At 75.7% G+C, this 26,811-nt stretch carries 25 protein-coding genes and 1 pseudogene; 9 read left to right on the top strand and 17 right to left on the bottom strand.

The genetic code is table 11. The features are described 5' to 3' along the window. Window positions 1–27 precede the first annotated feature (27 nt). A complete protein-coding gene (gene ftsH, locus MODMU_RS10875) occupies window positions 28–1,935 on the top strand; it encodes an ATP-dependent zinc metalloprotease FtsH (RefSeq protein WP_014740283.1) in 1,908 nt (635 codons plus the stop codon). A 31-nt stretch (window positions 1,936–1,966) separates the two neighbouring features. Here ftsH and MODMU_RS10870 read toward each other — a convergent pair whose 3' ends face one another. From MODMU_RS10870 to MODMU_RS10860, 3 genes are all read right to left on the bottom strand, one after another. Beyond that, complete coding sequence (locus tag MODMU_RS10870; RefSeq protein WP_014740282.1) at window positions 1,967–2,896, bottom strand: hypothetical protein; 930 nt, start codon at window positions 2,894–2,896, stop codon at window positions 1,967–1,969. Window positions 2,897–3,027: 131 nt separating this feature from the next. After that, the gene (locus MODMU_RS10865) at window positions 3,028–4,839 is read right to left on the bottom strand and encodes a potassium channel family protein (RefSeq protein ID WP_014740281.1); all 1,812 of its coding nucleotides are present in this window, start codon (window positions 4,837–4,839) and stop codon (window positions 3,028–3,030) included. Window positions 4,840–4,851: 12 nt separating this feature from the next. After that, complete coding sequence (locus MODMU_RS10860; protein ID WP_014740280.1) at window positions 4,852–5,238, bottom strand: DUF6394 family protein; 387 nt, start codon at window positions 5,236–5,238, stop codon at window positions 4,852–4,854. A 99-nt stretch (window positions 5,239–5,337) separates the two neighbouring features. Here MODMU_RS10860 and MODMU_RS10855 point away from each other — a divergent pair, with 99 nt between their 5' ends. Both MODMU_RS10855 and MODMU_RS10850 read left to right on the top strand, forming a co-directional pair. After that, window positions 5,338–6,684, top strand: a complete 1,347-nt coding sequence (locus tag MODMU_RS10855; RefSeq protein WP_014740279.1) for a M20 family metallopeptidase — start codon at window positions 5,338–5,340, stop codon at window positions 6,682–6,684. Beyond that, window positions 6,681–7,985, top strand: a complete 1,305-nt coding sequence (locus MODMU_RS10850; protein WP_014740278.1) for a glucose-6-phosphate dehydrogenase — start codon at window positions 6,681–6,683, stop codon at window positions 7,983–7,985. Before MODMU_RS10855 ends, MODMU_RS10850 begins: the two co-directional genes overlap by 4 nt. 47 nt (window positions 7,986–8,032) lie before the next feature. Here MODMU_RS10850 and mug read toward each other — a convergent pair. Next, a pseudogene (mug, locus tag MODMU_RS29055) lies at window positions 8,033–8,452 on the bottom strand (G/U mismatch-specific DNA glycosylase); the annotation flags it as partial. A gap of 90 nt (window positions 8,453–8,542) precedes the next feature. Between mug and MODMU_RS10845 the strand changes: the two are divergent. Beyond that, on the top strand, window positions 8,543–9,403 hold the full coding sequence (locus tag MODMU_RS10845; protein WP_014740276.1) for an NAD-dependent epimerase/dehydratase family protein: 861 nt from the start codon (window positions 8,543–8,545) through the stop codon (window positions 9,401–9,403). Here the strand turns inward: MODMU_RS10845 and MODMU_RS10840 are convergent. Continuing rightward, the gene (locus tag MODMU_RS10840; RefSeq protein ID WP_014740275.1) at window positions 9,400–10,878 is read right to left on the bottom strand and encodes an AAA-type ATPase lid domain-containing protein; all 1,479 of its coding nucleotides are present in this window, start codon (window positions 10,876–10,878) and stop codon (window positions 9,400–9,402) included. The genes MODMU_RS10845 and MODMU_RS10840 overlap by 4 nt on opposite strands. A gap of 210 nt (window positions 10,879–11,088) precedes the next feature. On the opposite strand from MODMU_RS10840, the gene MODMU_RS10835 reads away from it, so the two are divergent. Genes MODMU_RS10835 through MODMU_RS10825 form a run of 3 tightly spaced genes read left to right on the top strand, consistent with a single transcriptional unit; the run spans window position 11,089 to window position 13,918 of the window. Continuing rightward, window positions 11,089–12,135 (top strand): amidohydrolase family protein, encoded by a 1,047-nt coding sequence (locus MODMU_RS10835; protein ID WP_014740274.1) that lies wholly within the window; start codon window positions 11,089–11,091, stop codon window positions 12,133–12,135. Continuing rightward, window positions 12,132–12,893, top strand: a complete 762-nt coding sequence (locus tag MODMU_RS10830; protein ID WP_014740273.1) for an iron-sulfur cluster assembly protein — start codon at window positions 12,132–12,134, stop codon at window positions 12,891–12,893. Before MODMU_RS10835 ends, MODMU_RS10830 begins: the two co-directional genes overlap by 4 nt. Then, on the top strand, window positions 12,890–13,918 hold the full coding sequence (locus MODMU_RS10825; RefSeq protein WP_014740272.1) for an NAD(P)-dependent alcohol dehydrogenase: 1,029 nt from the start codon (window positions 12,890–12,892) through the stop codon (window positions 13,916–13,918). The genes MODMU_RS10830 and MODMU_RS10825 overlap by 4 nt, the downstream gene beginning before the upstream one ends. 16 nt (window positions 13,919–13,934) lie before the next feature. Here MODMU_RS10825 and MODMU_RS10820 read toward each other — a convergent pair whose 3' ends face one another. Continuing rightward, window positions 13,935–14,894 carry a Gfo/Idh/MocA family protein gene (locus tag MODMU_RS10820; RefSeq protein WP_014740271.1) on the bottom strand — a complete coding sequence of 320 codons (960 nt, stop codon included), beginning with the start codon at window positions 14,892–14,894 and terminating at the stop codon, window positions 13,935–13,937. A 200-nt stretch (window positions 14,895–15,094) separates the two neighbouring features. Between MODMU_RS10820 and MODMU_RS10815 the strand changes: the two genes are divergently transcribed. Then, window positions 15,095–16,354, top strand: coding sequence for a glycosyltransferase (locus MODMU_RS10815; protein ID WP_014740270.1), 1,260 nt, complete (start codon window positions 15,095–15,097; stop codon window positions 16,352–16,354). Window positions 16,355–16,366: 12 nt separating this feature from the next. On the opposite strand, the gene MODMU_RS10810 is transcribed toward MODMU_RS10815, so the two are convergent. The 7 genes from MODMU_RS10810 to MODMU_RS10785 form a co-directional block, all read right to left on the bottom strand. Continuing rightward, a complete protein-coding gene (locus MODMU_RS10810) occupies window positions 16,367–16,684 on the bottom strand; it encodes a hypothetical protein (RefSeq protein WP_014740269.1) in 318 nt (105 codons plus the stop codon). Between the two features lie 19 nt (window positions 16,685–16,703). Next, entirely contained in the window at window positions 16,704–16,880 is a 177-nt protein-coding gene (locus tag MODMU_RS28455) for a hypothetical protein (protein ID WP_166503451.1), read from the bottom strand. A gap of 85 nt (window positions 16,881–16,965) precedes the next feature. Beyond that, a complete protein-coding gene (locus tag MODMU_RS10805; RefSeq protein WP_014740268.1) occupies window positions 16,966–17,202 on the bottom strand; it encodes a hypothetical protein in 237 nt (78 codons plus the stop codon). Between the two features lie 44 nt (window positions 17,203–17,246). Further along, the gene (locus MODMU_RS10800; protein WP_014740267.1) at window positions 17,247–18,443 is read right to left on the bottom strand and encodes an AI-2E family transporter; all 1,197 of its coding nucleotides are present in this window, start codon (window positions 18,441–18,443) and stop codon (window positions 17,247–17,249) included. A 45-nt stretch (window positions 18,444–18,488) separates the two neighbouring features. Next, the gene (locus MODMU_RS10795) at window positions 18,489–19,073 is read right to left on the bottom strand and encodes a hypothetical protein (RefSeq protein ID WP_014740266.1); all 585 of its coding nucleotides are present in this window, start codon (window positions 19,071–19,073) and stop codon (window positions 18,489–18,491) included. Between the two features lie 11 nt (window positions 19,074–19,084). Beyond that, window positions 19,085–20,233 carry a zinc-dependent alcohol dehydrogenase gene (locus MODMU_RS10790; RefSeq protein ID WP_014740265.1) on the bottom strand — a complete coding sequence of 383 codons (1,149 nt, stop codon included), beginning with the start codon at window positions 20,231–20,233 and terminating at the stop codon, window positions 19,085–19,087. Window positions 20,234–20,299: 66 nt separating this feature from the next. Beyond that, complete coding sequence (locus tag MODMU_RS10785) at window positions 20,300–20,902, bottom strand: hypothetical protein (protein ID WP_014740264.1); 603 nt, start codon at window positions 20,900–20,902, stop codon at window positions 20,300–20,302. Between the two features lie 166 nt (window positions 20,903–21,068). Here MODMU_RS10785 and MODMU_RS10780 point away from each other — a divergent pair, with 166 nt between their 5' ends. Next, the gene (locus MODMU_RS10780) at window positions 21,069–22,448 is read left to right on the top strand and encodes a cytochrome P450 (RefSeq protein WP_014740263.1); all 1,380 of its coding nucleotides are present in this window, start codon (window positions 21,069–21,071) and stop codon (window positions 22,446–22,448) included. Here the strand turns inward: MODMU_RS10780 and MODMU_RS10775 are convergent. From MODMU_RS10775 to MODMU_RS10760, 4 genes are all read right to left on the bottom strand, one after another. Further along, complete coding sequence (locus tag MODMU_RS10775; protein WP_014740262.1) at window positions 22,394–22,789, bottom strand: DUF6197 family protein; 396 nt, start codon at window positions 22,787–22,789, stop codon at window positions 22,394–22,396. The genes MODMU_RS10780 and MODMU_RS10775 overlap by 55 nt on opposite strands. A 264-nt stretch (window positions 22,790–23,053) precedes the next feature. Next, window positions 23,054–25,147 carry a xanthine dehydrogenase family protein molybdopterin-binding subunit gene (locus tag MODMU_RS10770; RefSeq protein ID WP_014740261.1) on the bottom strand — a complete coding sequence of 698 codons (2,094 nt, stop codon included), beginning with the start codon at window positions 25,145–25,147 and terminating at the stop codon, window positions 23,054–23,056. After that, a complete protein-coding gene (locus MODMU_RS10765; RefSeq protein WP_014740260.1) occupies window positions 25,144–26,157 on the bottom strand; it encodes an FAD binding domain-containing protein in 1,014 nt (337 codons plus the stop codon). The genes MODMU_RS10770 and MODMU_RS10765 overlap by 4 nt, the downstream gene beginning before the upstream one ends. Next, complete coding sequence (locus MODMU_RS10760) at window positions 26,154–26,663, bottom strand: 2Fe-2S iron-sulfur cluster-binding protein (RefSeq protein WP_014740259.1); 510 nt, start codon at window positions 26,661–26,663, stop codon at window positions 26,154–26,156. The genes MODMU_RS10765 and MODMU_RS10760 overlap by 4 nt, the downstream gene beginning before the upstream one ends. Window positions 26,664–26,811: the final 148 nt, after the last annotated feature.

The following is a 26,811-nucleotide window of genomic DNA, read 5'->3' as shown; positions in this document are numbered from 1 at the left end:
CCACACCCCGATGACGCAGGGACCGCGATGACCCCCACTGCACGCTCCGGCCCGCCCCAGGACCGCCCGGCCGCACCGGCACCGCCGCCCCCGCCGGGCTGGCGCCGCTGGCTGATCCCGATCGGCGTGGTCATCACCGCGGTGCTGCTGCTCCTCCCGCGGATGGGGTCCGCGCCGGAGCAGGTCGACTACGGGCAGCTGTCGCAGCAGGTGGCCGCGAAGCACGTCGACACGCTCGCCCTGACCGCCGACGGCGCCATCACGGGCACCTACCGGTCGGACTACCGCAGCGGGGACGAGTTCACCTCGCACTACCCCACCGGCGTCCAGGGCGTCGACGAGACGTTCCTGACCCAGGTCAAGGACCCGGCGTTCGTGCCGCACTTCTCCGCGACCGGCGCCACCGGGTCGCTGCTGGGCACGCTGCTGTCCTTCCTGCCGATCCTGCTGTTCGTCGGCTACTTCGTCTACATCGGGCGGATGGCCCGCCGCGGTGCGCTCGGCGGCGGGCTCGGTGCGATGGGCGTGGGGAGGTCGCGGGCCAAGGTGGTCGACGCCGACCGCCCGACCACGACCTTCGCCGACGTGGCCGGCTACGAGGGGGTCAAGCGCGACGTCACCGAGGTCGTGGACTTCCTGCGGTCGAACGAGAAGTACGCCGCCGCCGGGGCGATCGCCCCGCGCGGGGTCCTGATGGCCGGCCCGCCCGGCACCGGCAAGACGCTGCTGGCCCGCGCGGTGGCCGGCGAGGCGTCGGTGCCGTTCTTCTCCATCACCGGCTCGGGCTTCGTGGAGCTCTACGTCGGGGTCGGTGCCTCCCGGGTGCGCGACCTGTTCGCGGAGGCCCGCAAGCGCGCCCCGTCGATCATCTTCATCGACGAGATCGACGCGATCGGTCAGCGCCGCGGGGCCGGGCTGTCGGTCAACGACGAGCGCGAGCAGACGCTCAACCAGCTGCTCGCCGAGATGGACGGCTTCGACCCGGCCACCGGGGTCGTGGTGATGGCCGCGACCAACCGGCCGGAGACGCTGGACCCGGCGCTGCTGCGCCCCGGGCGGTTCGACCGCCAGGTCGTGGTGCCGCTGCCCACCCAGCCCGAGCGCGCCGCCATCCTGGCCGTGCACGCCGCCGGCAAGCACCTGCGCCCGGACGTCGACCTGCAGGCGACCGCCCGGGCCACCCCCGGGTTCTCGGGGGCGGACCTGGCGAACCTGATGAACGAGGCGGCGATCGTCGCCGTGCGCGACGACCGCAGCGAGGTCACCGCCGCCGACCTCGCCCAGGCCCGCGACCGGATCCTGCTCGGCCAGCGGCAGGGGTCGAACTTCCTGCCCGAGTCCGAGAAGCGCAACGTGGCCGTGCACGAGTCCGGGCACGCCCTGGTCGCGGCGCTCTCCCCCGCGGCCGACCCGGTCGACCGGGTCACCATCCTGCCCAGCGGCATGGCGCTCGGGGTGACCGAGCAGGTGCCCGAGGAGGAGCGCCACCTCTACTCGGCCGAGCACCTGACCACCAGCCTCGCGGTGCGGCTGGGTGGCCGGGCCGCCGAGCTCGTCGTGTTCGGCCAGGGCTCCACCGGCGCCTCCAACGACCTGGCCGGCGCCACCGACCTGGCGACCCGGATGGTCCGCGAGTTCGGGCTGTCGGCGGCCCTCGGGCCGGTGGGCTACGGCAGCGACTCCCCGCAGTACCTCGGCGGCGGGCCGTCGGGGAACCGGGTCTACAGCGAGGAGACCCAGCGGGTGATCGACACCGAGGTGGCCCGGCTGCTGCGCGAGGCCGAGGAGCAGGCGGTCGCCCTGCTCAGCCGGCACCGCGGTGCGCTGGACGCCCTGACCCGGCAGCTGCTGGACCACGAGACGGTGACCGGGGACGTCGTCCGCGCGATCGCCCGGGCCGGCGAACCGGCCGTCGCAGGCCGGCCGGAGGCCTGAGGCCCCCGGCCGTCCCGAGCCCGCGCGCGGGTCAGCCGGCCGGGGTGCGGTCCCGCGGCTGGGGGGCCACCACGTTGGGCAGGTCGGCCGGCATGCTCGCGGTCAGCGTCTGCAGCGCGTCCCCGATCCGCCCGGTGAGCAGCCGGAGCGACTCGGTGGCCCGGTCCCGCTGGGCGTGCAGCTGGTCGATCTCCCGCCGGGCCGCCGCGACCACCTCCGCCGCCGCCGCCATCTCCTGCTCCCGCTGCCGGCGGGCCTTCTCCTCGGCCGCCGCGCGGCCGGCGGCGGCCTCCTCCTCCAGCCGGTAGCGCTCCTGCACCGCCTCGGCGGCCAGCTGCTCCCGCTCCTCGAGCGCCGCGGCCCGCAGCCCCTCGGCCTCGGCCCGGGCGGCCGCCAGCGCGTCCGCCGCCTCGGCCCGGGCCGCCGCGGCGCGGTCCCGCTCGGCGGCCGCGGCGTCCTCGGCCTCGCGCGCGTGCTGCATCATCGCCGCCGACCAGGTGCGGGCGGCGGTCACCAGCCCGTCGGCCTCGGCGGCACCGGCGGCCCGGATCTCCGCGGCCTCGTCGTCGGCGAGCTGGAGGACCTGCGCCATCCGCTCGGACACCTGACCGGCCGCACGGCTCGCCTCCGAGCGGGACAGCTCCTGCCGGGCCCGGTCGAGCTCGACCGACACGGCGGCGAAGCGGGCCGCCATCTCGTCGGCGGACCGGCGCGCCGCCCGCAGCTCCCGCTCGGCCCAGGTGACGTAGCTGTCGACCTGGGAGCGCTCGTAGCCGCGCACGGCACCGCGGAAGACGGGCAGGAACTCCAGCACGCTGTCCAGGTCGCCCTTGAGGTTGGGCCGGCGCGGTTCGGGGACCGCGGAGGGGAGGTCGGAGCCGGCACCCGGCTCGATGGTCGCGGTGTCGGTCGTCGGGCTCTCGGGGGTCTCGGGGGTCTCGGGTCCAGCGGTCTGGGGCATGGGTCCTCCGCATCCGGTCCTGCCGGTGGGCGCCGTCCGTGGCGTACCGCCATGGTGGGGTCGGGCGGGGGCCGGGCCAACCGTCCACCGGAGCGCCGTGAGCGAAACGTGACCTGCCGGAACCTGCGGGCTCAGCGCGGCGCCGGCCGGTACCCGGTGAGCCGCCGCCACAGCCAGCCCGAGGGCACCCGGCGGCCGGTGACCAGGTAGGCCGGGACCGCGTCGACCATCAGCGTCTTCTCCAGCGCGCGGCGGGAGATCGGGCGCCCGGCGAGCAGCAGCTCGTCGTCGGCGCGCAGTACGAGGTCGTCGGCCGGGGCCAGCACGCTCTGCCCGTCGCGCAGCAGCAGCACCGGCACGGCCGGTAGCCGCTCCTCCCGGTCGTCGGGGCTGCGCAGCAGGTCGCCCAGCACGAGCGAGCCCTCCGCCAGCCACGGGCCCAGGGACGGCGCCTCGGTCGCGTTGAGCCGCACCTTGAACAGCGCACCGAGCCGGTCGCCGCACTCCCCGCGCAGCTGGTCGATCAGGCCGGCGGCCCACGCGTCGTCCTGGCCGGCCAGCTCGCGGACGAAGCGCCACAGCAGCGGTGTGCTCAGCCGGGCGTACACCTCGTGCGCGATGACCTCGGTCGGCACCAGCAGCGCGTCGACGTCCATCGCGGCGAACAGCGCCGCGCTGGTCGGCTGGTTCTGCCGGGCGGCGACGAACAGGTCGGGGTTCACCCGGCGGGCCGCGGCCACCAGCGACAGGTTGGTCGTGTCGTTGTCGGTGCCGGCCACGAAGCCCACGGCGCCCGGGAGGTCCGAGGCGGCCATCACCGCCGGGTCGGACTCGTCGCCGACGACGAGGTGCAGCAGCGGGTCCGGCGGCGGGTCCTCCCCCGGCTGCGGCTCGATGACGGTGACCTCCAGCCCCTCGGCGCGCAGGTCGGCGGCGAAGTGCTGGCCGAACCGGCCGTACCCGGCGACCACCCACCGGCCCGGTGCCGGTGCCGAGCGGCGCGGGGGCAGCTCCGCCCCCGGCCCGCTCTCCAGCCAGGTCATCAGCTGGTAGGCGGCCGGGGAGTGCAGCGCCAGCCGCAGGTGGTCGCCGAACCGGTCGAAGGGGTTGATCACCGTCGGGGAGCCGAACGCGCTCATCCGCTCGGCCACCACGGCCGAGGTGGTGCGGGTGACCACGGTGAGCTCGGGCCGCAGCAGGGCCGCGGTCATCGTGACGGCGAGGTTCGCCTCGTCGTCGTCGGTGAGGGCGAGCACCGCCTCGCAGCACGGGTGGGTCAGCCCCGCCACCTGCAGGTCGTGCGGGTTGCGGGCGTCGCCGGCCAGGCCCGGCACGTCGGCGCGGAGGGTGTCCAACTCGAGGGCGTCGATCCGGGCGTCCTGCAGGTCGACGACGGTGAACCGGCGGCCCAGCTCGTCGAAGGAGCGGCCGAGCAGCTCACCGGTCTGCCCGTAGCCCACGATGAGCAGGAACGGCTCGCGGAGCCGGGAGACCTTGCGGCTGAAGTGCTGCAGCGCCAGGGCCGCCCGGAACGCCCGGTCCTGCAGCAGGGTCAGCAGCGCGCTGATCGCGTACGCCCAGCCGATGACCGACAGGTAGATCGTCCCCGTCACCCACAGCCGCTGCGCTGCGGTGAACGGGTACGGCAGCTCGCCGAAGCCGATCGTCGTGGCGGTGTAGCTCATCACGTAGAACGAGTCGAAGATGCTCATCCGGTAGGGCCGGCCGGCGTCGTCGACCCCGGTGATCAGGCTCAGCCCCAGCACGCTGACCGCGAAGATGAGGACCAGCGTGATCAGCGGCGCGCGCATCCGCCGCAGCACCAGGAAGATCGGCGCCGAGGCCTGCACCCCGGACACCACCCCGGCGGGCACCGGCCGCTTGCCCGGCAGGTGCCGCTCGCCCATGGCCGGCCGGCGCCCGTCGCCGGAGGTGCTGGTCACCGCCGCCCGCCCTCAGGAACGGCGGAACGAGCTGGTCTCGATGACCAGCAGCACCAGCGACACGACGTTGGCGACCAGCGCCCCGCCGGACAGCGACACGATGCTGGCGGTCGCCCCCGCGGTGAGCCCCGCGCTGGAGACGTGCGCGGCGAAGACCCAGAACACCGTGGCGGCGATGAGCTGCAGGTCGGCGACCAGGCTGGTGGCCAGGTGCACCGCGCCGATCTGGGTGCGGTCACCGAACTTGAGCACCGTGGCGATCAGGTTGACCACGACCGCGGCGAACAGCTCGTACTCGTTGTGCAGCTCCGGGTCGGCGATGTCGCCGATGAAGAACCCGAAGTTCAGCGTGGCGGCGAGGGTCACGAAGAAGCCGAAGACGACCTTCTCGAGGTTCACCCGGCACCCCGGAGCCCGCGGTTGATCACCGTCGGACCCTAACGCCGGTGGGCCGGGGCGCGCCGTGCGGGAGACGCGGCGCCCCGGTAGACACGGGGGGTGACCGAGGACGCCGGCGACACCCGGACCCCCCTGCCCGCCGACCGGCACCACCTCGACCAGCTGCGGGCGGCGACCGAGCGGGCGGCGGCCACCGCCGAGCCGCTGTCCTCCCCGCACGCCGGCGCCCCGGCGGCGCTGCTCGACCGGGCCGAGCAGGCGGTGGAGGCGGCCGGGCCCGACCTGCTGGCGCTCAGCGCCGACCTGCACGCCCACCCCGAGGAGGGCTACGCCGAGCACCGGTCGGTGCGGGCGGTGGCCGAGCTGCTGGCCCGGCACGGGATCGACGCCGAGGTCGGCGTGCACGGCCTGGACACCGCGCTGCGGGCGCGTGCCGGCAGCGGGAGCCCGACCGTGGCGGTGCTCGCCGAGTACGACGCGCTGCCGGGCATCGGGCACGGCTGCGGGCACAACGTCATCTGCTCGGCCGCGGTGGGCGCCTTCCTCGGCCTGGCCGCCGTGCTGGCCGACGGCAGCGTCCCGGGCACGGCGCTGCTGCTCGGCACCCCGGCCGAGGAGGGCGGCGGCGGCAAGGAGCTGATGGCCCGGGACGGCGCCTTCGACGGGGTGGACGCGGTGGTGATGCTGCACCCGTTCTCCTACGACGCCGCGGTGCAGCCCTTCCTCGGCCGCCGCCAGCTCCGGGTCACCTACACCGGCATCGCCGCGCACGCCTCCGCCCAGCCGTTCATGGGCCGCAACGCCCTGGACGCGGTGGTGGCGATGTACCAGGGCGTCGCGATGCTGCGCCAGCACGTGCCGGACAGCGACCGGGTGCACGGGGTGATCACCGACGGCGGGCAGCGGCCCAACGTCGTCCCGGAGACCGCGAGCGCGCTGTACTACGTGCGCTCGGCGACGCCGGAGACGCTGGCCGACCTCAGCCGCCGGGTGGAGGCGATCGCGGTGGCCGCGGCGGCGATGACCGGCTGCGGGTACGAGCTGCACTGGGACGAGCTGCCGGCCTACCTGCCGATCCGGGCCAACCTCGAGCTCGCCGCGCGCTGGACCCGGCACCAGGCCCGGCGCGGGCGCACCGCGCTGCCGCCGGGGGTCACGCCGGCGTCGCTGGCCGGGTCGACGGACCTGGGCAACGTGAGCGTCCGGGTGCCCTCGATCCACCCGATGATCGCCATCGCCGGGCCGGACACCTCGATGCACACCACCGGCTTCGCCGCCGCGGCCGCCTCCCCGGCCGGGGACCGGGCGGTGCTCGACGGCGCGGTCGGGCTCGCGCTGACCGCGCTGGACGTGCTGGCCGACCCCGCGGTGCTGGCCGCCGCCCGGGCGGAGTTCGAGGCGGCCGGCGGCGTGCTGGACCTCGGCGCCGTGCTCGAGCACCCGTGATCAGCCGGCTGCTGCTGCTCGGCGCCGCCGGCGACCTGGCCGGCCGGTTCCTGCTCCCGTCGCTGGCCTGGCTGGAGGCGGCCGGTGCGCTGCCGGCGGACCTGCAGGTGGTGGCCGCCGGCGCGCAGGACGGCGACGACGCCGGCTTCCGCGCCTCGGTCGCCGCCCGCTGGGACACCGCGGCCCCCGACCTCCCGGCGGCGGCGCGGGCGGCGGCGCTGGCCCGGCTGCGGTACCGGCGGTTCGACGCCGACGACCCGGCCAGCGTGGCCGCGGCGGCCGGGGCCTTCACCGGGACCGGGCCGGTCGCGGCCTACCTGGCGCTGCCGCCGGCGCTGTTCCCGGCGACCCTGCGGGGGCTGGGGTCGGCCGGCCTGCCGCCGGGGAGCCGGGTCGCGGTGGAGAAGCCCTTCGGCGCCGACCTGGCCGGCGCCGTCGCGCTCAACGGCCTGCTCGCCGAGGTCAGCCGGGGGGACGAGCGGGCGGTGACCCGGGTCGACCACTTCCTGGCGATGCCGGCCGTCACCGGGCTGCTCGACCGGCGGGCGGCCGGCGAGCTGGGGCCGGCGGAGGACGGCCGGACCGTGGCCGGGGTGGAGGTCGTCTGGCAGGAGACGCTGGGGCTGGAGGGCCGGGCGGACTTCTACGACCGGACCGGCGCGGTGCGCGACGTGCTGCAGAACCACCTGCTGCAGGTCCTGGTCGCCCTGGCCCTCGAGCCGCCGGCGGCGGCGGCGGACCTACCCGCGGCGAGGTCGGCCGTGCTGCGGTCGCTGCGGCTGGCGTCCGCCGACCCCGCCGCCTGCACCCGCCGGGCCCGGTACACCGCGGGCACGCTGGCCGACGGCACCGCCGTGCCCGACTACGCCGACGAGGAGGGGGTCGCCCCGGCCCGGTGCACCGAGACCCACGCCGAGGTGGTGCTCGCCCTCGACGTCCCCCGCTGGGCCGGGACGAGGTTCGGGGTGCGCACCGGCAAGGCCGTGGGCACCGCCCGCAAGGGGGTGGCGGTGCGCTTCCGCGACGCCGACCGCGACCCGCTGTGGATCTCCCTGGAGCCCGCCGCCCAGGGCCCCGGCGCCGACGGGGCGCCCGGCGAGCTCGCCGCCTACCGCGCGGTGCTGACCGACGTGCTGACCGGCGGCTCGGCCACGTCGGTCGGGGCGGAGGAGGCCGAGCTGGCCTGGCGGGTGGTGGACCCGGCGCTAAAGGGGTGGGCGGCCGGCGCGGTGCCGCTGCTCGAGAACCGGGCCGGCTCGGCCGGCCCGCCGCCGCTGGACCCGGGCGCCCCGCGGGGCTGACGCAGCTGCCCGTAGAGCCGCGCCAGGTCGGGCAGCTGGTGGTGGGCGTTGAGCCCGCTGGGGTTGGGCGCGACCCAGGTCTCCGCGCCGCCGACCCGCTCCGGCTGCCGGCCCAGCACGGCCCGCGGGCGTCCGAAGGCCACCCGCCAGGCGGTGACGCCCAGGACGGCCAGCACCCGCGGCCGGAACCGGGCGACCAGCTCGGCGAGCTCGGCCGCGCCGGCCCGCAGCTCCTCCGCGGTCAGCTCGGCGGCGGTCCGGGTCGGCCGGGCGACGACGTTGGTGACCCCCAGCCCGAACTCCGGCAGCGTGGCGTCCTCGTCCGGGCGGAGCAGCCGCGGGGTGAGCCCGGCCCGGTGCAGCGCGGGCCAGAACCGGTTGCCCGGCCGGGCGAAGTGGTGGCCGCGCTCGGCCGAGAGCAGCGAGGGGTTGATGCCGCAGAAGAGCACGTCGAGGTCGGGGGCCACGACGTCGCGCAGCGGCTTCACGGGCTCGGCCACGGCACCCAGTGTCCCGGTCGGGGTGTGCGGCCGGCGCCGGCGGGGCAGTGGCCGGGCATGACGACAGTGGCGGTCACCGGCAGCAGCGGCAAGCTCGGCAGGGCGGTGGTCAGCGACCTGGTCGAGCACGGCTACGACGTCGTCGCGCTGGACCGGGCACCCAGCCCGCGCACCGACGTCGTCTCCTCCGTCGTCGACCTCACCGACTTCGGGCAGGCCGTCGAGGCGCTGAGCGGCATCGACGACCGGCACGACGGGGTGGACGCGCTGGTGCACCTGGCCGCCGTCCCGGCCCCCGGGCTGCTGCCCAACGCGGCGACGTTCGCCAACAACGCGACCGCGTCCTACAACGTCTACACCGCCGCGCTGCGGGCCGGCGTCCGGAAGGTCGTGTGGGCCTCCAGCGAGACCGTGCTCGGCCTGCCCTTCGACACCCCGCCGCCCTACGTGCCGGTCGACGAGGAGTACCCGCCGGCGCCGACCACCACGTACTCGCTGGTCAAGACGCTGGAGGAGGAGCTGGCGCGGCAGCTGTGCCGCTGGCACCCGGACCTGTCGATGACCGGGCTGCGGTTCAGCAACGTCATGTACCCCGAGGACTACGCCGCGTTCCCCGGCTACGACGCCGACCCGGCGGTGCGCCGGTGGAACCTGTGGGGCTACATCGACGCCCGGGACGGCGCGCAGGCGGTCCGGCTCGGGCTGGAGCACACCGCCCCGGGCGCGGACGTCTTCATCGTGGCCAACGCCGACACGGTGATGTCCCGGCCCAACGCCGAGCTGCTGGCCGCGGAGTTCCCGGGGGTGCCGCTGGCCCGCGAGGTCGGGCCGAACGAGACGCTGCTGTCGATCGACAAGGCGCGCCGGGTGCTCGGGTTCTCCCCGCAGCACTCGTGGCGCGACGAGGTCGGCGCCTAGGCCTGGTCCCGGCCGGGCACGCGCAGGCCGTACTGGGCGATCTTCCGGTAGAGCGTCGCCCGGGAGACGCCCAGCTCGGTGGCCGCCTGGGTCGCCGTGGTGCCCGGCCGGGTGAGGCAGCGCAGGATCTCGTCCCGCTCCAGCTGCTCGAGCCGGCTCAGCGACCGGGAGCCCGCGCTGAGCACCGCGGGCGGCAGGTGGTGGACGTCGACGACGTCGGTGCGGGCCACCGCCTCCCGGACGACGGCGCGCAGCTCCCGCACGTTCTCCGGCCAGGAGTGCGCGGCCAGCGCGCGCAGCGCCCGCGGGGTGAACGGCACGTCGCGGTGCCGGTGCTCGCGGGCGAAGGCCAGCGCCAGCGGCTCGACGTCCTCGGTGCGGTGCCGCAGCGCGGGCACCTCGACGACCGAGTCGACCAGCGCGGCCAGCGACGCCGGGACGGCGGCCAGCGACGGCGCGGTGAGCACCACCGGCCGCACCGGTCCGGCCGGCGCTGCGCCGAGCACCGCGGCCAGCTCGTCGGCGGCCCAGGCCGGGAGCACGTCGGCGCCGGAGACGACCACGCAGGTGTCGGGGCTGGTCAGCTCCGGTGCCCACAGCGCGAGCCAGGACTCGACGTCGGCGGCCTGCGGCGGGCGGGCGACCAGCACCCGCTCGCGCCGCCGTCCGCCGTGCCGGGCCAGGCTGGCCACCGCGGACTTGCCGGCCCCGGGCTCGCCCACGACCGCCAGCAGCCGACCGGCCGCCACCGCGTCGCGGGCCGCGGCCAGCGCGTCCGGCCACGCCCGGGAGTGGCACGGGTCGGCGCCGGGCAGCCGGTCGGCGAAGACGTGGAAGACCTCGCCGCGGGGCATCGGCCGTTCCGGGTGGCCGCCGGAGCGCACGTGCATGAGCGCGCTGGTGTTGCCCGCCGCCGACTGGGCCAGGGCCAGCAGCAGGTCGGAGGAGGCGTCGGACCAGGTGGTCATGTTGATGCTGCCGACCAGGTCCCCGGTGCGCGGGTCGAGCACCGGCACCGCGGCGCAGGTGTAGCGGCGCAGCGGCGCGACGAAGTGCTCCCCGGCCCGCACCAGCGACGGCACCCGGTCGGCCAGCGCCAGCCCGAGCCCGTTGGTGCCGGCGGTGCGCTCCCCGAAGTAGAACCCCGGCGCCAGGTGCACCCGGTCCAGCGAGGCGTCGATGGCCCGGTCACCGGACCAGCGGGCCAGCACCAGCCCCTCGGCGTCGGTGATCATCAGCCCGACCGGCTCGTCCGCGAGCGTGCCGTGCAGCCGGCCGAGCACCTCGGCGCCGCACTCGTAGAACAGCGAGTCGGTGCTCAGCGTCGGGCTGTAGACAGCCTCGACCGCCTCCGGTGAGACGCCGTACCGCTCGCTGCGCGCCCAGGACGCGCGCACGCGGGGGCGCGCCGCCGGCAGCGGCAGCCCGGCCGCCGGACGGGCCGCCGGGGTGGGCAGGGCAGGACGGTCGGCCACGGGACACCTCCTGACGCGCCGTTGCGTCGCGGCCGACTCTAGGCCCGGGCCGCGCTCCCCGACCATCGTCGGCGCCCTCCCCGCGGGTCCGGGGCCGGCGGGTGTCTCAAAGTGAGACACCCGGGACGGGGTCACCGCGGGCCCGCCGTCCTAGCGTCGGGTGTGACCCAGCTCGCAGCGGTGCGAGCCGGCCCCCCGAGGAGGTCCACTGTGTACAGCAAGGACGGCGAGGACTACTTCGTGGTCGACGCGCACATCGCGCTGTGGGACGCGCGACCGGAGAACCAGCGCAACGTGCACGGCAAGCAGTTCATCGACTGCTTCTACGACTACCACCGCAACCTCAGCCCCGAGGCCGAGGTGTGGCCCTACGAGGAGTACCTCTACCAGGGCGGCGAGCGGCTGATGCGGGACGTCTTCGCCGGCGGCATCGTCGACCACGCCATCTTCCAGCCGGCCGCCCTCGGCGAGTTCTACCACCGCGGCTTCGGGCAGACCGAGGAGGCCTGGGCGCTGACCCAGGCGCACCCGGACAAGCTCACCTACAACCACAACTTCGACCCGCGCAACGGCGAGGCGGGCCTGGACCAGCTGCGCGCCGACGCCGAGCGTTTCGGGCTCAAGGGCGTGAAGCTCTACACCGCCGAGTGGCACGGTGACTCCCGCGGCTACAAGCTCAGCGACCCGTGGACCTACAAGTACCTCGAGGTCTGCCGGGAGCTCGGCATCAAGAACATCCACGTGCACAAGGGCCCGACCATCCGGCCGCTGGACCGGGACGCCTTCGACGTGGCCGACGTCGACCACGCGGCGACCGACTTCACCGACCTGAACTTCGTCGTCGAGCACTGCGGGCTGCCCCGGCTGGAGGACTTCTGCTGGATCGCCACCCAGGAGCCCAACGTGCACGCCGGGCTCGCGGTGGCCATCCCGTTCATCCACACCCGGCCGCGCTACTTCGCCCAGATCATCGGCGAGCTCGTCTACTGGCTCGGCGAGGACCGGATCCAGTTCTCCAGCGACTACGCGCTGTGGACGCCGAAGTGGCTGGTCGAGCGGTTCGTGGACTTCCAGATCCCGGAGGACATGACCGAGTACGCGCCGCTGACCACCGCGGTGAAGAAGAAGGTGCTCGGGCTCAACGCGGCCAAGCTCTACGACATCCCGGTGCCGGAGCGGCTGCAGCTCCCCGACGCCGACGAGACGGCGACCGGCCCCCGCGAGCCGGGCAGCGCCGACCTGGCGATGGCCCGATGACGGCGATCCTCACCCCGCAGCTCACCGAGACCGACGTCCGGCGCGCGCTGGGCACCGTCGTCGACCCCGAGCTCGACGAGCCGATCACCGACCTCGGCTTCGTCCGATCGGTCGGGGTCTCCGCCGACGTGGTCGAGGTGCACCTGCGGCTGCCCACGTCGTTCTGCGCGCCGAACTTCGCCTGGCTGATGGTCTCCGACGCCCGGGACGCCGTCCGCGCGCTGCCCGGCGCCGGGCGGGTGGTCGTCGAGCTCGACGACCACCACGACTCCGACCTGATCAACGCCGGACTGGCGGCCGACGCCGGGTACCGCGGCACGTTCGGGCACGAGGCCGAGGACAGCCTCGACGAACTGCGGGCCACCTTCCAGCGCAAGGCGCACACCGCGGCCATGGAGCGGGCGCTCACCGCGTGGCTGCGGGCCCACCCCGACCGGCCGGAGACCGCCGCCGGCGACCTGCGGCTGGGCGACCTGGCCGACGACGCGACGACCGCGGCGCTGGTCGCCCGGCGGGCCGTCCTCGGACTGCCGGTGGACCCGGCGTCCCCGGTCCTGCTCGCCCCCGACGGCTCGCGGCCGGCGGCCGGCGCCGTCGCGCTCACCCTGCGGAAGGCCCGCTCGGTGCGCATCTCGGTCGACGGCAACGCGCACTTCTGCCGCGGCCTGCTGGGCACCCGCTACCCCGGCGCGGAGGCCGACCAGACCCCGCGCCCCTCCCCCGACCACCCGCTGCTCCCCCTGGAGGTCCTGCCGTGAAGGCCGTCCGCGTGCACGAGTACGGCAAGCCCCCGTCGATCGACGACGTCCCGGACCCGGAGCTGCAGGGCCCGCTCGACGTCCTGGTGCACGTCGACGCCGCCGGGGTGTGCCGGACCGACCTGCACATCATCGAGGGCCAGTGGGCCGAGGCCAGCGGCGTCGGGCTGCCCTACGTGATCGGCCACGAGAACGCCGGCACCGTCGTGGAGGTCGGCGACGCGGTGCGCAACGTGTCGGTCGGCGACAAGGTCATCCTGCACCCGCTGGTGACCTGCGGGCTGTGCCCGCCCTGCCGCCGCGGCGACGACGTGCACTGCGAGAACGGCGAGTTCCCCGGCATCAGCCGGGACGGCGGGATGGCCGAGCTGCTGCGCACCAACGCCCGGTCGGTGGTGAAGCTCGCCGAGGGGCTGCAGCCGGTGGACGTCGCGGCGCTGGCGGACGCCGGGCTCACCGCGCAGCACGCCGTCCGCAAGGCGGTGCCGCTGCTGCCGGCCACCGCCCGGGCGGTGGTGATCGGCGCGGGCGGCCTCGGGCACATCGGGCTGCAGTGCCTGCTGGCGATGACCCCGGCCGAGATCACCGTCGTCGACCGCTCGGCCGAGGCGCTGGCCAAGGCCGCCGAGCTCGGCGCGCACCGGACGGTCCAGGCCGGGGACGGCACGGTGGCGGAGGTGCTCGACGCGCTGGGCGGCACCGGCGCGGAGGTCGTCTTCGACTTCGTCGGCGAGCACGGCACCGAGGCCGAGGGCATCGCGATGACCCGGGACACCGGCTCGTACTACGTCATCGGCTACGGCGGCGCGGTGCAGGTGCCGACGCTGGAGATCATCAACCGGGAGATCAGCATCGTCGGCAACAAGGTCGGCTCCTACACCGACCTGCGCGAGCTGATGGCGCTGGCGGCCCGCGGCCTGGTCACGCTGTCGACGCGGACCTACCCGCTGACGTCGGCGCTGGAGGCGCTCGACGACCTCGACGGCGGCCGCCTCCCGGGCACCCGGGCGATCCTGGTCCCCTGACGGCGCGGGGCCGCGTTCACCCCGAGGCCACCCGGACCGGCGCGCCGGTCCGGGTGGCCTCGGTGACGGCCCAGGCCAGCCGGTGGGTGCGCAGCGCCTCCGCGACGTCCACCAGCCCCGGCGCGGCGGGCGCCCCGGTCAGCAGGTCGACGAAGGCGCGGTCGACGGTGTGGCGGGCGTCGACCGTGGGCTCGGTCCGCTCCTCGCCCCCCGGGGTGCGCACCCGCAGCTCGGTCTCGGTCAGCTGAACGGCCAGCCCGTCCGCCGCCACGTCCAGGCCGGCCGCGGTCAGCGAGGGCAGGACGCACGAGGTGCTCGCGGTGCCGACCGCCCCCGAGGCGAACCGCAGCACGGCGGCGGTCGCGTCGGGCACATCGCGCCCCTCCCGGCCCGACGGCGCCGCGCCGCCGACCACCTCGACCACCTCGCCGGCGAGCAGCCGCACCAGGTCCAGCACGTGGGTGGCCTGCTCGACGACCTGACCGCCGGAGCGGTCGGCGCGGCTCCACCACGCCGGGGGCGGCGTCGTCCCCCACCAGCGGACGTCGACCAGCCGCACCCGCGCGCCGGCCAGAGCCTGCCGGGCCGCGGCGACGGTGTCCAGGTGCCGCCAGTGGTAGCCGGTGGCGGTCGGCACCCCGGCGTCGGCGACGGCCGCCGCCACCCGCTCGGCGGTCGGCAGGTCGGCGGCCAGCGGCTTCTCCACGAAGAACGGCAGCCCCGCGCGCAGCACCGCCAGCTCCGGCTCGCCGTGCGCGAAGGGCGGCACGCACAGCCACACCGCGTCCGGTCGGCGGCCGAGCAGGGTGTCCAGGTCGGCCACCGCCGGCACGTCCAGCTCACCGGCCAGCGCCTCGCGGGGACCGGCCTCCGGGTCGCACACGCCGACCAGCTCGACGTCGTCGAAGCCGGCCAGGGTGCGGGCGTGCCGTGCACCCACGCCACCCGCGCCGACCAGCGCCACCCGCAGGCTCACCGCTGTCCACCTGCCGGCCACCCGGTGGCCGTCGCCTCGACCGTCGCCTCGCGCACGATGCTCCTCCCGGGGTCCTCGTCGGATGGACAGATCCTGCACCGTCGCCGATCCTGCTGCGAAGTCGGCCCGGATCGGTCACTGTGACCTGCACCACGGCCACGGGCAGCGGCGCGCAGCGCCGCACGAGGAGAGGACCTGCCATGCGTTCCACTGCCTCCACCTGGCAGGGCGGTCCCGCTCGGGCGGTCCCCGGCCCGCGCCGGCCCCGGCTGCGCATCCTGATGGACGCCGGCCCGTGGCTGCCGGTGCCACCCCGCGGGTACGGCGGCCTGGAGAACGTGGTCGCCACGCTCACCACCGAGCTGCGCCGGCGGGGCCACCAGGTCGTGCTCGGCACCGTGGGCGAGAGCCGGCTGCCCACCGACGGGCGGGTGCACGCCTTCGACCGGGCGCAGTTCGGCCGGCTGGCGCAGCCGTACGCCGACGCGGCCGGGGTGGCGGCCACGCACGCCCTCGCGGTGGTCGGGGAGGTCGCCCGGCAGGCGGCGCGCGGCACGCCGTTCGACCTGGTGCACAGCCACCTGCAGGTGCTCGGCCCGGCGCTGCTCGCCGCCCTGGGCCCGGGCGGCCCCCCGGCGCTGCACACCCTGCACTGGGACCTGCACCGCAACGAGGAGTTCTACGCCGCCTTCGACGGCGGCGGCCGGGTCTTCTTCGCCGGCGTCTCGGCGTCCCAGGTCGCCCGCGGGCCGGCGGCCCTGCAGCGGCAGACGCTCGGCGCGGTGCCGCTGGCGGTCCCCCTGCCGACGGAGCCGCCGCTGCCCCGGGCGGACCGGTCGCCGTACGTGCTGGTGCTCGCCCGGCTGTGCGCGGCCAAGGGCATCGACACCGCCATCAGCGCCTGCCGCGCCGCCGGGATCCCGCTGGTGCTCGCCGGCCCGGTCGGACCGCACGGGGACCGGGAGTCGCTCGAGGCGGCGCTCGCCGACCCGGCCGACCCCTCGCGCGAGCACCCCGACGTCCGGTGGTTCGCCGAGCACGTCGCCCCCGCGCTGGACGGCGACTCGGTGCGCTGGGTCGGTTCGGTGGCCGGGGCGGACAAGGAGGACCTGCTGCGCCGGGCCCGGGCGGTGCTCTGCCCGATCCGGTGGGCCGAGCCGGGGGGCACCGCGGTCTGCGAGGCGCTGGCCGCCGGGACGCCGGTGGTGGCCATGGCGCTGGGGTGCCTGCCCTCGCTGGTCGACCACGGGGTCACGGGCTTCCTGGCCGACGACGAGGCAGGGTTCACCGCGGCGCTGGCCCGGCTCGACGAGCTGGACCCGGAGACCTGCGCGGCCGAGGCCCGCCGCCGGTTCGCGCCGGCGGTCATGGCCGTCGGCTACGAGCGGCTCTACGCCGAGGTGCTGCGCCGGACGACGAGCGACGAGCGACGGCTGGCCCCGGCGGTGCCGGCCGGCTGAGCGGTCAGGGGGTCAGCCCGCCGGCGGCTGCACCCGGTCGACCCGGCGCTGCACCACCAGGGCGCGCTGCTGCCGGCGGCGGCGCTCGGCGACCGCCCGGCCGAGCCCGCGGGGGCGGCGCGGGTGGTGCGCCGCCTCGTCGGAGAGCTGCTGGGCGGCCAGCAGCACGGCGGACGGGCGGGCCGGGACGGCGGGGAGCGCGACCACCAGGAGGCGGTCGCCGCCACCGTCGGTCAGCGGCTCCGCCTCAAGGGGCAGGGCCGGACCGGCCGTCGTCGTCGGCACCGGCTCGGCGGTGCCGCTCACCACGGCGACGGGGACGCTCAGCACGGGCGGGTCTGCGAGGAGGTCACGGCTGCGGCAGCTCGCCGCCGGCGTCGGCGTCCGGGCCGGACGCGCCGACCGGACGGGCCACCAGCGGCGTGCGCTTGGGCACGTCGCGCGGGGTGGGCCGCCGGGGAGCCGACCCGGGCTCGCCGGGAGCCGCCGCCGGGGGGACGGGAGGACGTGCAGGGGTGGTGGCCATGGAGGACGCGCCGATCTCCCTCCGCCAGCGGAGGGGCTGAACGCCGAGCGGCGCCACGGACGACGCTACCCGGCCGAGTGCCCGTTCATCCCTCGACGGGCTGGTCCGGGTCGTGGGCCTCACCGAGTTCCGTCACAGCCACCACCAGGCTCGTCGGGTACAGCGCGATGGTCCCGCCCGGGTCGGCGACGGTGAGCCAGCCCGGCGGCCCGAACCGCACCACCCGGTCGACCAGCTCCACCACGGCCCCGGGCCGCTCGGGGTCGCGCAGCCGGACGGTGCCGGAGTAGAGGTGCCGGTCGTTGACGGTGGTGATGTCCATCGCGCCAGCCTCCTCCGGGCGACGTCGGCGTGCTGGTCCTCGGCTCAGGCCGACGAGGCGGCCTCCGGCGGGGGCTCCCCGGCCGGCGGCTCGGCGTCGGCGCCCGGTTCCTCCTCGACCAGCTCGTAGCCGTGCCCGTAGGTCTCCAGGACCGCCTGCACGGCGGCGACCACCGGGATGGACACCAGCGCGCCCATCGGCCCGAACAGGGCGGCGCCGGCGATGACCGCGCCGAAGGCCACGGCCGGGTGCACCGCGACGGTCATCGCGGTGATCCGCGGCGCCAGCAGGTAGTTCTCGACCTGCTGGTAGAGGGTGCCGAAGAGCACCACCCACAGGGCGTCGACGGGCTGGTCCGACAGCGCGATCAGCGCCGGCAGCGCGATCGCCAGGTAGGTGCCCACGGTGGGGATGAACTGGGACACGATCCCGGTCCAGATGGCCAGCGGCAGCCAGAAGGGGACGCCGATCGCCCACAGCAGCACCCCGGTCGCCGCGGCGTTGACCACCGCCAGCACCAGCCGGGACAGCAGGTAGCCGCCGGTCTTCTCCACCGCGATCTCCCACACCGTGGCGATGACCCGCTGGTGCTGCGGCGGGAACCAGGAGGAGACGACGGCCCGCATCCGCGGGCCCTCGGCCGACATGTAGAAGGCGAACAGCAGGAACGCCAGGACCTGGAACAGCAGGCCGACGAGCGAGGAGAGGATGCCGACCAGGCCGGGGGCGAGGTCCTGCACCAGCCCCTGGACCCGCTCGGAGGTCAGGTTCAGGGAGTCCACGACGTCCGCGGCCCGGACGTCGGTGTCGAAGGTCCGGTTGACCCACCGCACCACGTCGGTGACCGCGTCGGGCAGGACCGTCACCAGCTGGGCGAGCTGGTCGACCAGCAGCGCGCCGAAGACCGCCAGGAAGGCCACCGCGGCACCGACCAGGCCCAGCATCACCCCGCCGGTCGCCACCCCGCGCCGCAGGCCCCGGCGGACCAGCGCGTCCACGATCGGCTCGATGCCGACAGCGAACAGCCAGGCCAGGAAGAGCAGTCCGAGGAAGCCGCGGAGGTGGCCGAACAGCCACAGCCCGAGCTGGTACGCGGTGACCACGGCGAGCACCAGCAGCACGCCGCGCCGCAGCCACGGCGGTTCCTGCCGCGGCCAGCCCGCCGAGTCGGTGGGCGCCCGCTGCAGCACCTTGGGGACGACGGGGCTGGGCAGCGAGCGCGGGCGGCGCAGACCGGGCACCGTGCCACCGCCTCTCCCCGGCGCCCCCGCAGGGGGGCGGCCGGCTCAGCCGCGCAGTGCGCGCACCACCCGGCGCACGCCCAGCACCATTGCAGCACCGCCGAGCACCCACGGACCGCCCACGACCACCGGGTCGAGCACCTGGTGCCGCCGGTCGGAGCGTCCGCTGCGCGCCGCGCCGCCCGCGGTGAGCTCCGCCCGCACCCCGGTCTCGGTCACCGGGTCGTCCGGGTGCCCCGAGGCGAACGACCGCAGGTGGCTGCCCCAGGCGTCGACCCGGTCACCGGCGATCAGCAGCAGCCAGTGCGCGTTCCGGCCCTCGCTGAACCGCTCGTAGGCCAGCCGGCGGATCGCTCCGGAGAGCCCGTGCAGCGGCTGCGCGGTGCCGAACACCGGGGTGACGAAGGCGTGCTCGATCGAGCGCTCCCGGCCCTCCCCGCCGGGCTGCCGGTCGGGGAACTCCCAGTGGGCGCCGGTGTCGGCGGGGTACTGGAGCTTCGGGTACGAGGGCCGGTCGGTGGGGTCCAGGTCGGCGCCCCAGCCGGGGATCCGCGCCCGGAGCTCCTCCCGGCTCGGTGGCGGGGTGCGCTTGTCGCGGACGTAGGCGCTGGGGACGTCGGGGTGGGTCATGGCTGTCTCCCTCAGGACGCGCTGGGCAGGATCAGCGGCTTGATGCAGCCGTCCAGCTTGGCGGAGAACACGTGGTAGGCCTCGGCGATGTGCTCCAGCGGGAACCGGTGGGTGACCATCTCCCGCGGCGTGAGGTGGCCGTTGCGCACGTGCTCGAACATCCGCGGCCACTGCCGCTTCACCGGCGTCTGGTTCATCCGCAGGGTGAGGCCCTTGTTCATCGCGTCGCCGAACTTCACCGCGTTGGGGATCGGCCCGTAGGCGCCCACGACCGAGACGGTGCCGCCCTTGCGCACGCCGTCGATCGCCCAGTTCAGCGCGACCGGCGAGCCGCCCTGCAGCTTCAGCTTCGTGCCGGTGACGTGCATGAGCGCGTTGCCGTCGGCCTCGGCGCCGACGGCCTCGATGACGACGTCCGCGCCGAGGAAGTCGGTCTGCTTCTTCAGCTCCAGGACGACGTCGTCGAGCTCGTCGTAGTCGAGGGTCTCGGCGTGCGCCATGGTGCGGGCCTTCTCCAGCCGGTGCGGCAGGTGGTCGACGACGATGACCCTCCCGGCGCCCATCAGCCACGACGACTGCGCGGCGATCAGCCCGACCGGGCCGGCCCCGAGGACGACGACCGTGTCGCCCTCCGCGATCTCCCCGAGCTGCGCGCCGAAGTAGCCGGTGGCGGCGGCGTCGGTGAGCAGCACGGCGTCCTCGTCGTGCATCCAGTCCGGGATCTTCACCGGGCCGACGTCGGCGAAGGGCACCCGCACGTACTCGGCCTGCCCGCCGTCGTAGCCCCCGGTGGTGTGCGAGTAGCCGTAGATGCCGCCCACGGCGGTGGCGTTCGGGTTCACGTTGTGGCAGTTGGAGTAGAGCCCCCGGGCGCAGAACCAGCAGCTGCCGCAGAAGACGTTGAACGGCACCATCACCCTGTCACCGACGGCCAGGTTCTGCACCGAGGGCCCGACCTCGTCGACCACCCCGATGAACTCGTGGCCGAAGGTGTGCCCGATCCGGGTGTCCGGCATCATCCCGTGGTAGAGGTGCAGGTCAGAGCCGCAGATGGCGGCCAGCTGCACCTTCACGATCGCGTCGTTGGGGTGCTCGACCCGCGGCCTGTCCTTCTCCTCGACCCGCAGCTTGTACGGGCCGCGGTACGTCATCGCGCGCATGGGGACCTCCTGGGGCTCGCTCCGTCCGCTGGCCAGTTCCCCGGGTGCGGCTCGGGAAACCGCGGGTCAGGGCAGCTGCACGGTCGTGGTCACCCGCACCACCGAGGGCCACGGCGGCACCGAGCCGAAGCCGAAGGTGACCGGTGGCCGCACCGCGGTGAGCGCACCCAGCGGCTCGCCGTCCCAGCGGGCGTCGACGTCGACCAGGGCGTGCAGGTCCTGCACGCCGTACCACTCGGTGCGCCCGTTGCCGGCCGAGCCCTTCGTCCGCAGGCCGGTGACCCGGGCCGGCAGGTCCAGCAGGCCGACCCAGGCCGGGGTGCGGGCCAGCCGGGCCGGCACCGCGTGCAGCAGCCGGCCGAGCACCGGCCGCGGCCCGCTCCGGGTCTCCAGCCGCAGCGGCCCGGCCGCCACCGACCAGGTCCGGTCGTCGGGCCGGGCCACGGTCACCGGCACCACCTGCACCTCGTCGAAGCCGTACGTGGTCCCGACGAAGTCGGCGACCTCGCGGCTGGGCGCGAGCAGCACGCGGTGGCCGCCGGGCCGCTGCACCATCACGTCCGAGAACGGGCCGAGCGGCGACCGCGGCCAGTGCCCCAGCACCACGCGGGTGCCCGAGCGGGTGCCCAGCCCGAGGATCCAGCCGTCGAAGGTCAGCCGTGTGGTCACCGTCGACCTGTATCCGGGGGCCCGGGCGGTGAACCCGGACGGGGCGCTGTCACGGGTGGGGCGGAGGGGGTGCGCCGGGGCGTGGGCTGGGCGTGGCAGCCTTGATCACGGTCGTCGTGCTGGAGTACGAAGACAGCCTCGTCCTCGATCCCCCGGAAGGGGCCACGTGTTCGGCACCCCGGACCGGTCGCACCCCGTGCGCACCGACCCGACGGCCCACGGCCGCCGGCAGGGCCCTCGGGTGGCGCCCGCGGTGCGGGCCCGTGCCCGCGCGTTGGCCGGCCGCCTGATCACCCGGCGCATCCAGCGCAAGGGCATCGACCTGTCGGCGATGACCTTCATCCCGGAGCGCTCCAAGGTGCCGCTGCAGCGCACCGGCACCGACCCGGTGCCCAAACTGGCCCAGCTGCGCGCCACCGACCCGGTGCACCGGCTGAGGTTCCCCTTCGACTTCCGGGTGTACCTGGTCACCGGCCACGAGCAGGTGCGGGCCGTGCTCGCCGACCGGACCAACTACAGCAACGACATCCGGCACCTGCTGCCCGGCACCGGCCCGGGCACCGGGGAGGACGTCGGCGGCCTGGGCTTCACCGACCCGCCGGTGCACACCCGGCTGCGCAAGATCGTCACGCCGGAGTTCACGATGCGCCGGCTGGCCCGGCTCGAGCCGATGATCGAGCGGATCGTGGCCGAGCAGCTCGACGAGCTCGCCGCCGCCGGCCCGACCGCCGACCTCGCCCGGCTGCTGTCGTTCCCGGTGCCCTTCCAGACCATCTGCGCGCTGCTGGGCCTCGACCTCGACGACCGGCAGGCCTTCGCCCGGCTCGGGGTGCAGCGCTTCGACGCCACCGGCGGCGCGGCCGGGGCCTTCGGCGCGGTCTCCGAGCAGCGCGCGTTCCTCTTCGACGCGGTGGCCCGGCAGCGCAAGGAGCCCGGGCCCGGCCTGATCGGCCAGATCATCCGCGACGAGGGCGACCTGATCTCCGACCTCGACCTGGCCGGCCTCGCCGACGGCGTCTTCACCGGCGGCTACGAGACGACCGCCGGGATGATCTCGCTGTCGACGATGGTGCTGCTGCGCGACCCGGCGCACGCCGAGCTGGTGCGCAACGGCACCCGTGCCGACGTCGACCGCGTGGTCGAGGAGCTGCTCCGGTACCTCTCGGTGGTGCAGCTGGCCTTCCCCCGCTTCGTCAAGCACGACATGGAGCTCGCCGGGCAGCCGCTGCGCGCCGGTGACGTCGTCCTCGCCTCGCTCAGCGGGGCCAACCGGGACCCGGCCACCGCGGGCGCCGACCCGGACGCCTTCGACCCGGCCCGGGTGCCCACCAGCGGGCACCTGGCGTTCGGGCACGGCATCCACCGCTGCATCGGCGCCGAGCTGGCCCGGATGGAGCTGCGCATCGTGCTGCCCGCGCTGCTGCGCCGGTTCCCCGACCTGGCCCTGGCCGTCCCGGCCGAGCAGCTCGCCTTCCGGCCGCTGTCGTTCGTCTACGGCCTCGACGAGCTGCCGGTGAGGCTCAGGGCCGCCGACGCGGCGGCCTGACCCCGGCCGCCGAGCTGCAGCTCCCGGGTCAGCCGCCCGATCGCCGCGTCCAGCAACCCCCGGACCTCCTCCGGCGAGCGCCCGGCGGCGTCGTTCCACCGGGTCAGGTCCTGCACCTGGAGCATCCGGAGGGCGGGTCCGGGGCACCACCGGACGGGCCCGGGGTCGGTCGCCTGGTGCAGGGTGTGCCAGAGCAGGTCGAGGCTGCGCTGGGCCGGTTGCCCGCCGACGGCGGCCCGCCCGCCGGCGGCCACCACCACCGCGCCGACGAGGCAGGTCGCCCTCTGGACGCCGGGGTCCTGCCCGGCCCGGCGACGGGACGTGGCTGGAGCGCGGACCACGTGCCCTGCACCCAGCCCCGGGCCAGCAGGGCGCGGGCGGCGACCAGGACGTCGAGGACCCCGTGCAGCTCGGCCCGGGCCGCCGCCGCCCGGCCGGCGTCGGCGGCGGCCCGCCGGCGGTCCCGGGCGGCCCGCCGGTCGGGGCTGTCAAGGCGGACCGGCAGCACCGGGAGGGTGACGGTCATGACGGGTCCTCGTGGTCGCAGGGAGCTCCGTCCGCAACCGTAGGCCCGTGACCGGGCCTGCGGACGTCCCTCTGCCGCGTCAGTCCAGGCCCGGCAGGACCTTGTCCAGGGTGACCGGCAGCGACCTGACCCGGACGCCGGTGGCGTGGCGGACGGCGTTGACGACGGCCGCGGCGGTGCCGGTGATGCCGATCTCGCCGATGCCCTTGCTGCCCATCACGTTCACGTAGGGGTCGTGCTCGTCGAGCCAGTGCGCCTCGATCGAGCCGACGTCGGCGTTGACCGTGATGTGGTACTCGGCCAGGTCGTGGTTGGGGACCTGGCCGATCCGGGTGTCGAAGACGCTGTTCTCGTGCAGCGCCATGGACATGCCCATGGTCATCCCGCCGATCAGCTGCGACCGCGCCGTCCGCGGGTTGATGATCCGGCCGGCGGCGAAGACGCCGAGCAGCCGGGGCAGCCGGATCTCGCCGGTGTCGGCGTTGACCCGCACCTCGGCGAACTGGGCGCCGAACGCGTAGGCGGCGTGGTCCTCGTCGGTCGAGGCCTGGTCGACGTCCCCGGTGGCCTCGTCGCCGTCGTGCGGGTCGGTGCCGAACTTGCTGCGGAACTCCCGCGCGGCCACGGTGATCGCCGAGCCCCAGGTGTTGGTGCCCGACGAGCCGCCGGCCACCGAGGCGACCGGGTACCGGGTGTCGCCGATCCGGACCTCGACGTCGGCGACGTCCACGCCCAGCGCGTCGGCGGCGATCTGCGGCAGGACCGTCCAGGCGCCGGTGCCGAGGTCGGCGGCGCCGATCTCGACCGTGTAGCGACCGTTCGAGTGGCGCACGGCCGCCGTCGACGTCGCCTGCCGCATGGTCGGGTAGACCGACGACGCGACGCCGTACCCGACGTACCAGTCGCCCTCGCGGCGCCGGCCGGGCCCGCGGTCGGACCAGTCGAAGCGCTGCGCGCCCTCGCGCAGGCACTCCACGAGGTGCCGGCTCGACCACGGCTTCCCGGTCTCCGGGTCGACCTCGGGCTCGTTGACGATCCGCAGCTGCACCGGGTCCATGCCCAGCTCCTCGGCCAGCTCGTCGAGAGCCACCTCGGGGCCGAACATGCCGGGGCACTCGCCGGGCGCCCGCATCCAGGAGGGGATCGGCACGTCCAGCGCGGCCAGCCGGTGCGTCGTCCGCCGGTTGGGCGAGGCGTACATCATCCGGGTGGGCACCCCGGTCTGCTCCGCGAACTCCTTGATCCTCGAGGTCTGCTCGACGACGTCGATGGCGATCGCCTGCAGCCGGCCGGAGCGGTCGGCGGCCAGCTGCATCCGCTGGATCGTCGGGGTGCGGTACCCCACCAGGGAGAACATCTGCTGCCGGGTGAGCGCGTACTTCACCGGCCGGCCGGGCAGCGCCCGGGCGGCCATGGTGGCGAGCATGACGTTGGCGTGCGGGTTGCCCTTCGAGCCGAAGCCCCCGCCGACGTAGGGGCAGACGACCCGGACCTGCTCCTCCGCCAGGCCGAACACCTCGCTGACCGCGGCCCGGTCGGGGTGCACGCCCTGGGTGGAGTCCCAGAGGGTGAGCGGCACGTCGGCATCCGGCTCCCACAGCGCCGTGGTGGCGTGCGGCTCGATCGGGTTGTTGTGCAGCATCTGCGTCTCGTAGACGTGGTCGACCGTGACCGCGGCGGACCGCATCGCGGCGTCGACGTCGCCCTCGGCGGTGTCGGTCTCGAAGCCGGGGTTGACCTTCTCCGGCGCGTAGAGGTCGGTCCGGTCGGTGCGCAGCTCGCTGTCGTGCGGCTGCTCCGCGTAGGTCACGGTGATCGCGTCGGCGGCCTGCCGGGCCAGCTCGGACGTCTCGGCGACGACCATGCCGATCAGCTGGCCGCGGAACGCGACGTCCGGCGACTGCAGGACGGCGTACTCCTGGTCCTCGGTCGACGCGAGCCGCTCGGCGTTGAACGGTGTGAGGACGACCAGGACGCCGTCGAGCGCCTCGGCCGCGGCGGTGTCCATCGCCGTCACCCGGCCGCGGGCGATCGTCGCCTGGACGGGGTGGGCGAACGCCGGGTGCTCGACCGGGGTCTCGAAGGCGTAGGTCGCGGTGCCGCGGACCTTCTGCTCGCCGTCGCGGCGGACCAGCGCCTGGCCGATCGCGCGCGGCTCGAGGAGATCGGTCATGGCTGGGCCTCCGTGAGCTCGCGCAGGGTGGCGGCCACCGTGCGGGCGACCAGCGGGATCTTGAAGCCGTTGCCGCCGTCGGTGCCCGGCTGCGGCTGGGCGGCGGCGAGCTCGGCGTCCATCGCGGCGCGGACGGCGTCGGCGGTGAGCGGCCGGCCGCGGAGCAGCTCCTCGGCGCGGGTGGCCCGCCACGGCTTGTGGGCGACCCCGCCGAGGGCGATCCGGACGTCGTCCCCGCGGACCACGGCCGCGACGCTGACCAGCGCGAACGCGTACGAGGCCCGGTCGCGGACCTTGCGGTAGGCGCTCCGGGTGCCGGCCGGCAGCGGCGGCAGGTCGATGGCGGTGACCAGCTCGCCGTGCTCGAGGGTGGTGTCCCGGGACGGGTCGTCGCCGGGCAGCCGGTGCAGCTCGGTGAAGGGGATCGTGCGGGCGCCGGCCGGGCCGAGCACCTGCACCTGCGCGTCGAGCGCGGCCAGCGCCACCGCCATGTCGGAGGGGTGGGCGGCGATACAGGTCTCGGGCGCGGCCGGGTCGGGCAGGGCGGCGTCCACCCCGAGGACGGCGTGGTAGCGGGTGTAGCCGCCGACGGCGGAGCACCCCGAGCCGGGCTCGCGCTTGTTGCACGGCGTCGTGACGTCCTGGAAGTAGACGCAGCGGGTGCGCTGCAGCGGGTTGCCGCCGGTGGTGGCCATGTTGCGCAGCTGGCCGGTGGCGCCGGCGAGCAGCGCCTGGGCGAGCACCCGGTAGCGCTCGCGGACGCGGCGGTCGGCGGCGACCTCGCTGTTGGTCGAGGCGGCCCCCAGCCGCAGGCCGCCGTCGGGCAGGTCGGTGATCTCGCGCGAGGTGAGGGTGCGGACGTCGACGACCAGGTCGGGGGTCGCGATGCCGAGCTTGAGGTGGTCGACCAGGTTGGTGCCGCCGGCCAGGAAGACGGCGTTCGGCTCGGCCGCCACGTCCCGCACGGCCTCGGCGACGTCCCCGGGGTGCCCGTAGGCGAACGGCCTCACCGCGCGCCGCCGGCGTCCTGCACGGCCGGCGTGATGTTCGCGTACGCGCCGCAGCGGCACAGGTTGCCGCTCATCCGCTCGGACACCTCGGCGTCGGAGAGCTCGACGTCGCCGGTGAGGTCCTCGGTGACGTGGCTGGGCCAGCCGCGGTCGACCTCGGCCAGCACGCCCACCGCGGAGCAGACCTGGCCGGGCGTGCAGTAGCCGCACTGGAAGGCGTCCCGGTCGAGGAAGGCGCGCTGGACCGGGTGCAGCTCGCCGGCGGGGGCCAGGCCGTCGGCGGTGGTGACCTCCACGCCGTCATGGGCGACCGCCAGGGCCAGGCAGCTCAGCGAGCGCTCGCCGTCCAGCAGCACCGTGCAGGCCCCGCACTGGCCGTGGTCGCAGCCCTTCTTCGGGCTGGTGTTGCCCAGCCGCTCGCGCATCAGGTCGAGCAGCGTCGTGCGGGTGTCCACGGTCAGCCGGTGGGCCTCCCCGTCGACCCGCAGGGAGATCTCGGCGTCCATGGGCCACCGGGTTCCCGCGGGATCGGTGGTGCCAAACCCACCGTCGGCGCGCCCGGGTGACGTGACGGAGCCAACACGCAGGTGGACGGCGTGCGGCATACCGGTGGCCGAGCCGGGTACTGGCTGGCGGAGCAGGGCGGCGCACGTG

The sequence above is a fragment of the Modestobacter italicus genome (assembly GCF_000306785.1).
GTDB lineage: Bacteria > Actinomycetota > Actinomycetes > Mycobacteriales > Geodermatophilaceae > Modestobacter > Modestobacter italicus.
Note: the sequence above shows the minus strand (reverse complement) of the source record. Positions and strands in the feature narration are given on the sequence as shown.

Bases quoted from the DNA above. Each gene is read 5' to 3' on its own strand.
- ftsH (WP_014740283.1), top strand. From the start codon at position 28: ATGACCCCCACTGCACGCTCCGGCCCGCCCCAGGACCGCCCGGCCGCA.
- MODMU_RS10870 (WP_014740282.1), bottom strand. From the start codon at position 2,896: ATGCCCCAGACCGCTGGACCCGAGACCCCCGAGACCCCCGAGAGCCCG.
- MODMU_RS10845 (WP_014740276.1), top strand. From the start codon at position 8,543: ATGACGACAGTGGCGGTCACCGGCAGCAGCGGCAAGCTCGGCAGGGCG.
- MODMU_RS10830 (WP_014740273.1), top strand. From the start codon at position 12,132: ATGACGGCGATCCTCACCCCGCAGCTCACCGAGACCGACGTCCGGCGC.
- MODMU_RS10815 (WP_014740270.1), top strand. From the start codon at position 15,095: ATGCGTTCCACTGCCTCCACCTGGCAGGGCGGTCCCGCTCGGGCGGTC.
- MODMU_RS28455 (WP_166503451.1), bottom strand. From the start codon at position 16,880: ATGGCCACCACCCCTGCACGTCCTCCCGTCCCCCCGGCGGCGGCTCCC.
- MODMU_RS10805 (WP_014740268.1), bottom strand. From the start codon at position 17,202: ATGGACATCACCACCGTCAACGACCGGCACCTCTACTCCGGCACCGTC.
- MODMU_RS10795 (WP_014740266.1), bottom strand. From the start codon at position 19,073: ATGACCCACCCCGACGTCCCCAGCGCCTACGTCCGCGACAAGCGCACC.
- MODMU_RS10790 (WP_014740265.1), bottom strand. From the start codon at position 20,233: ATGCGCGCGATGACGTACCGCGGCCCGTACAAGCTGCGGGTCGAGGAG.
- MODMU_RS10770 (WP_014740261.1), bottom strand. From the start codon at position 25,147: ATGACCGATCTCCTCGAGCCGCGCGCGATCGGCCAGGCGCTGGTCCGC.
- MODMU_RS10760 (WP_014740259.1), bottom strand. From the start codon at position 26,663: ATGGACGCCGAGATCTCCCTGCGGGTCGACGGGGAGGCCCACCGGCTG.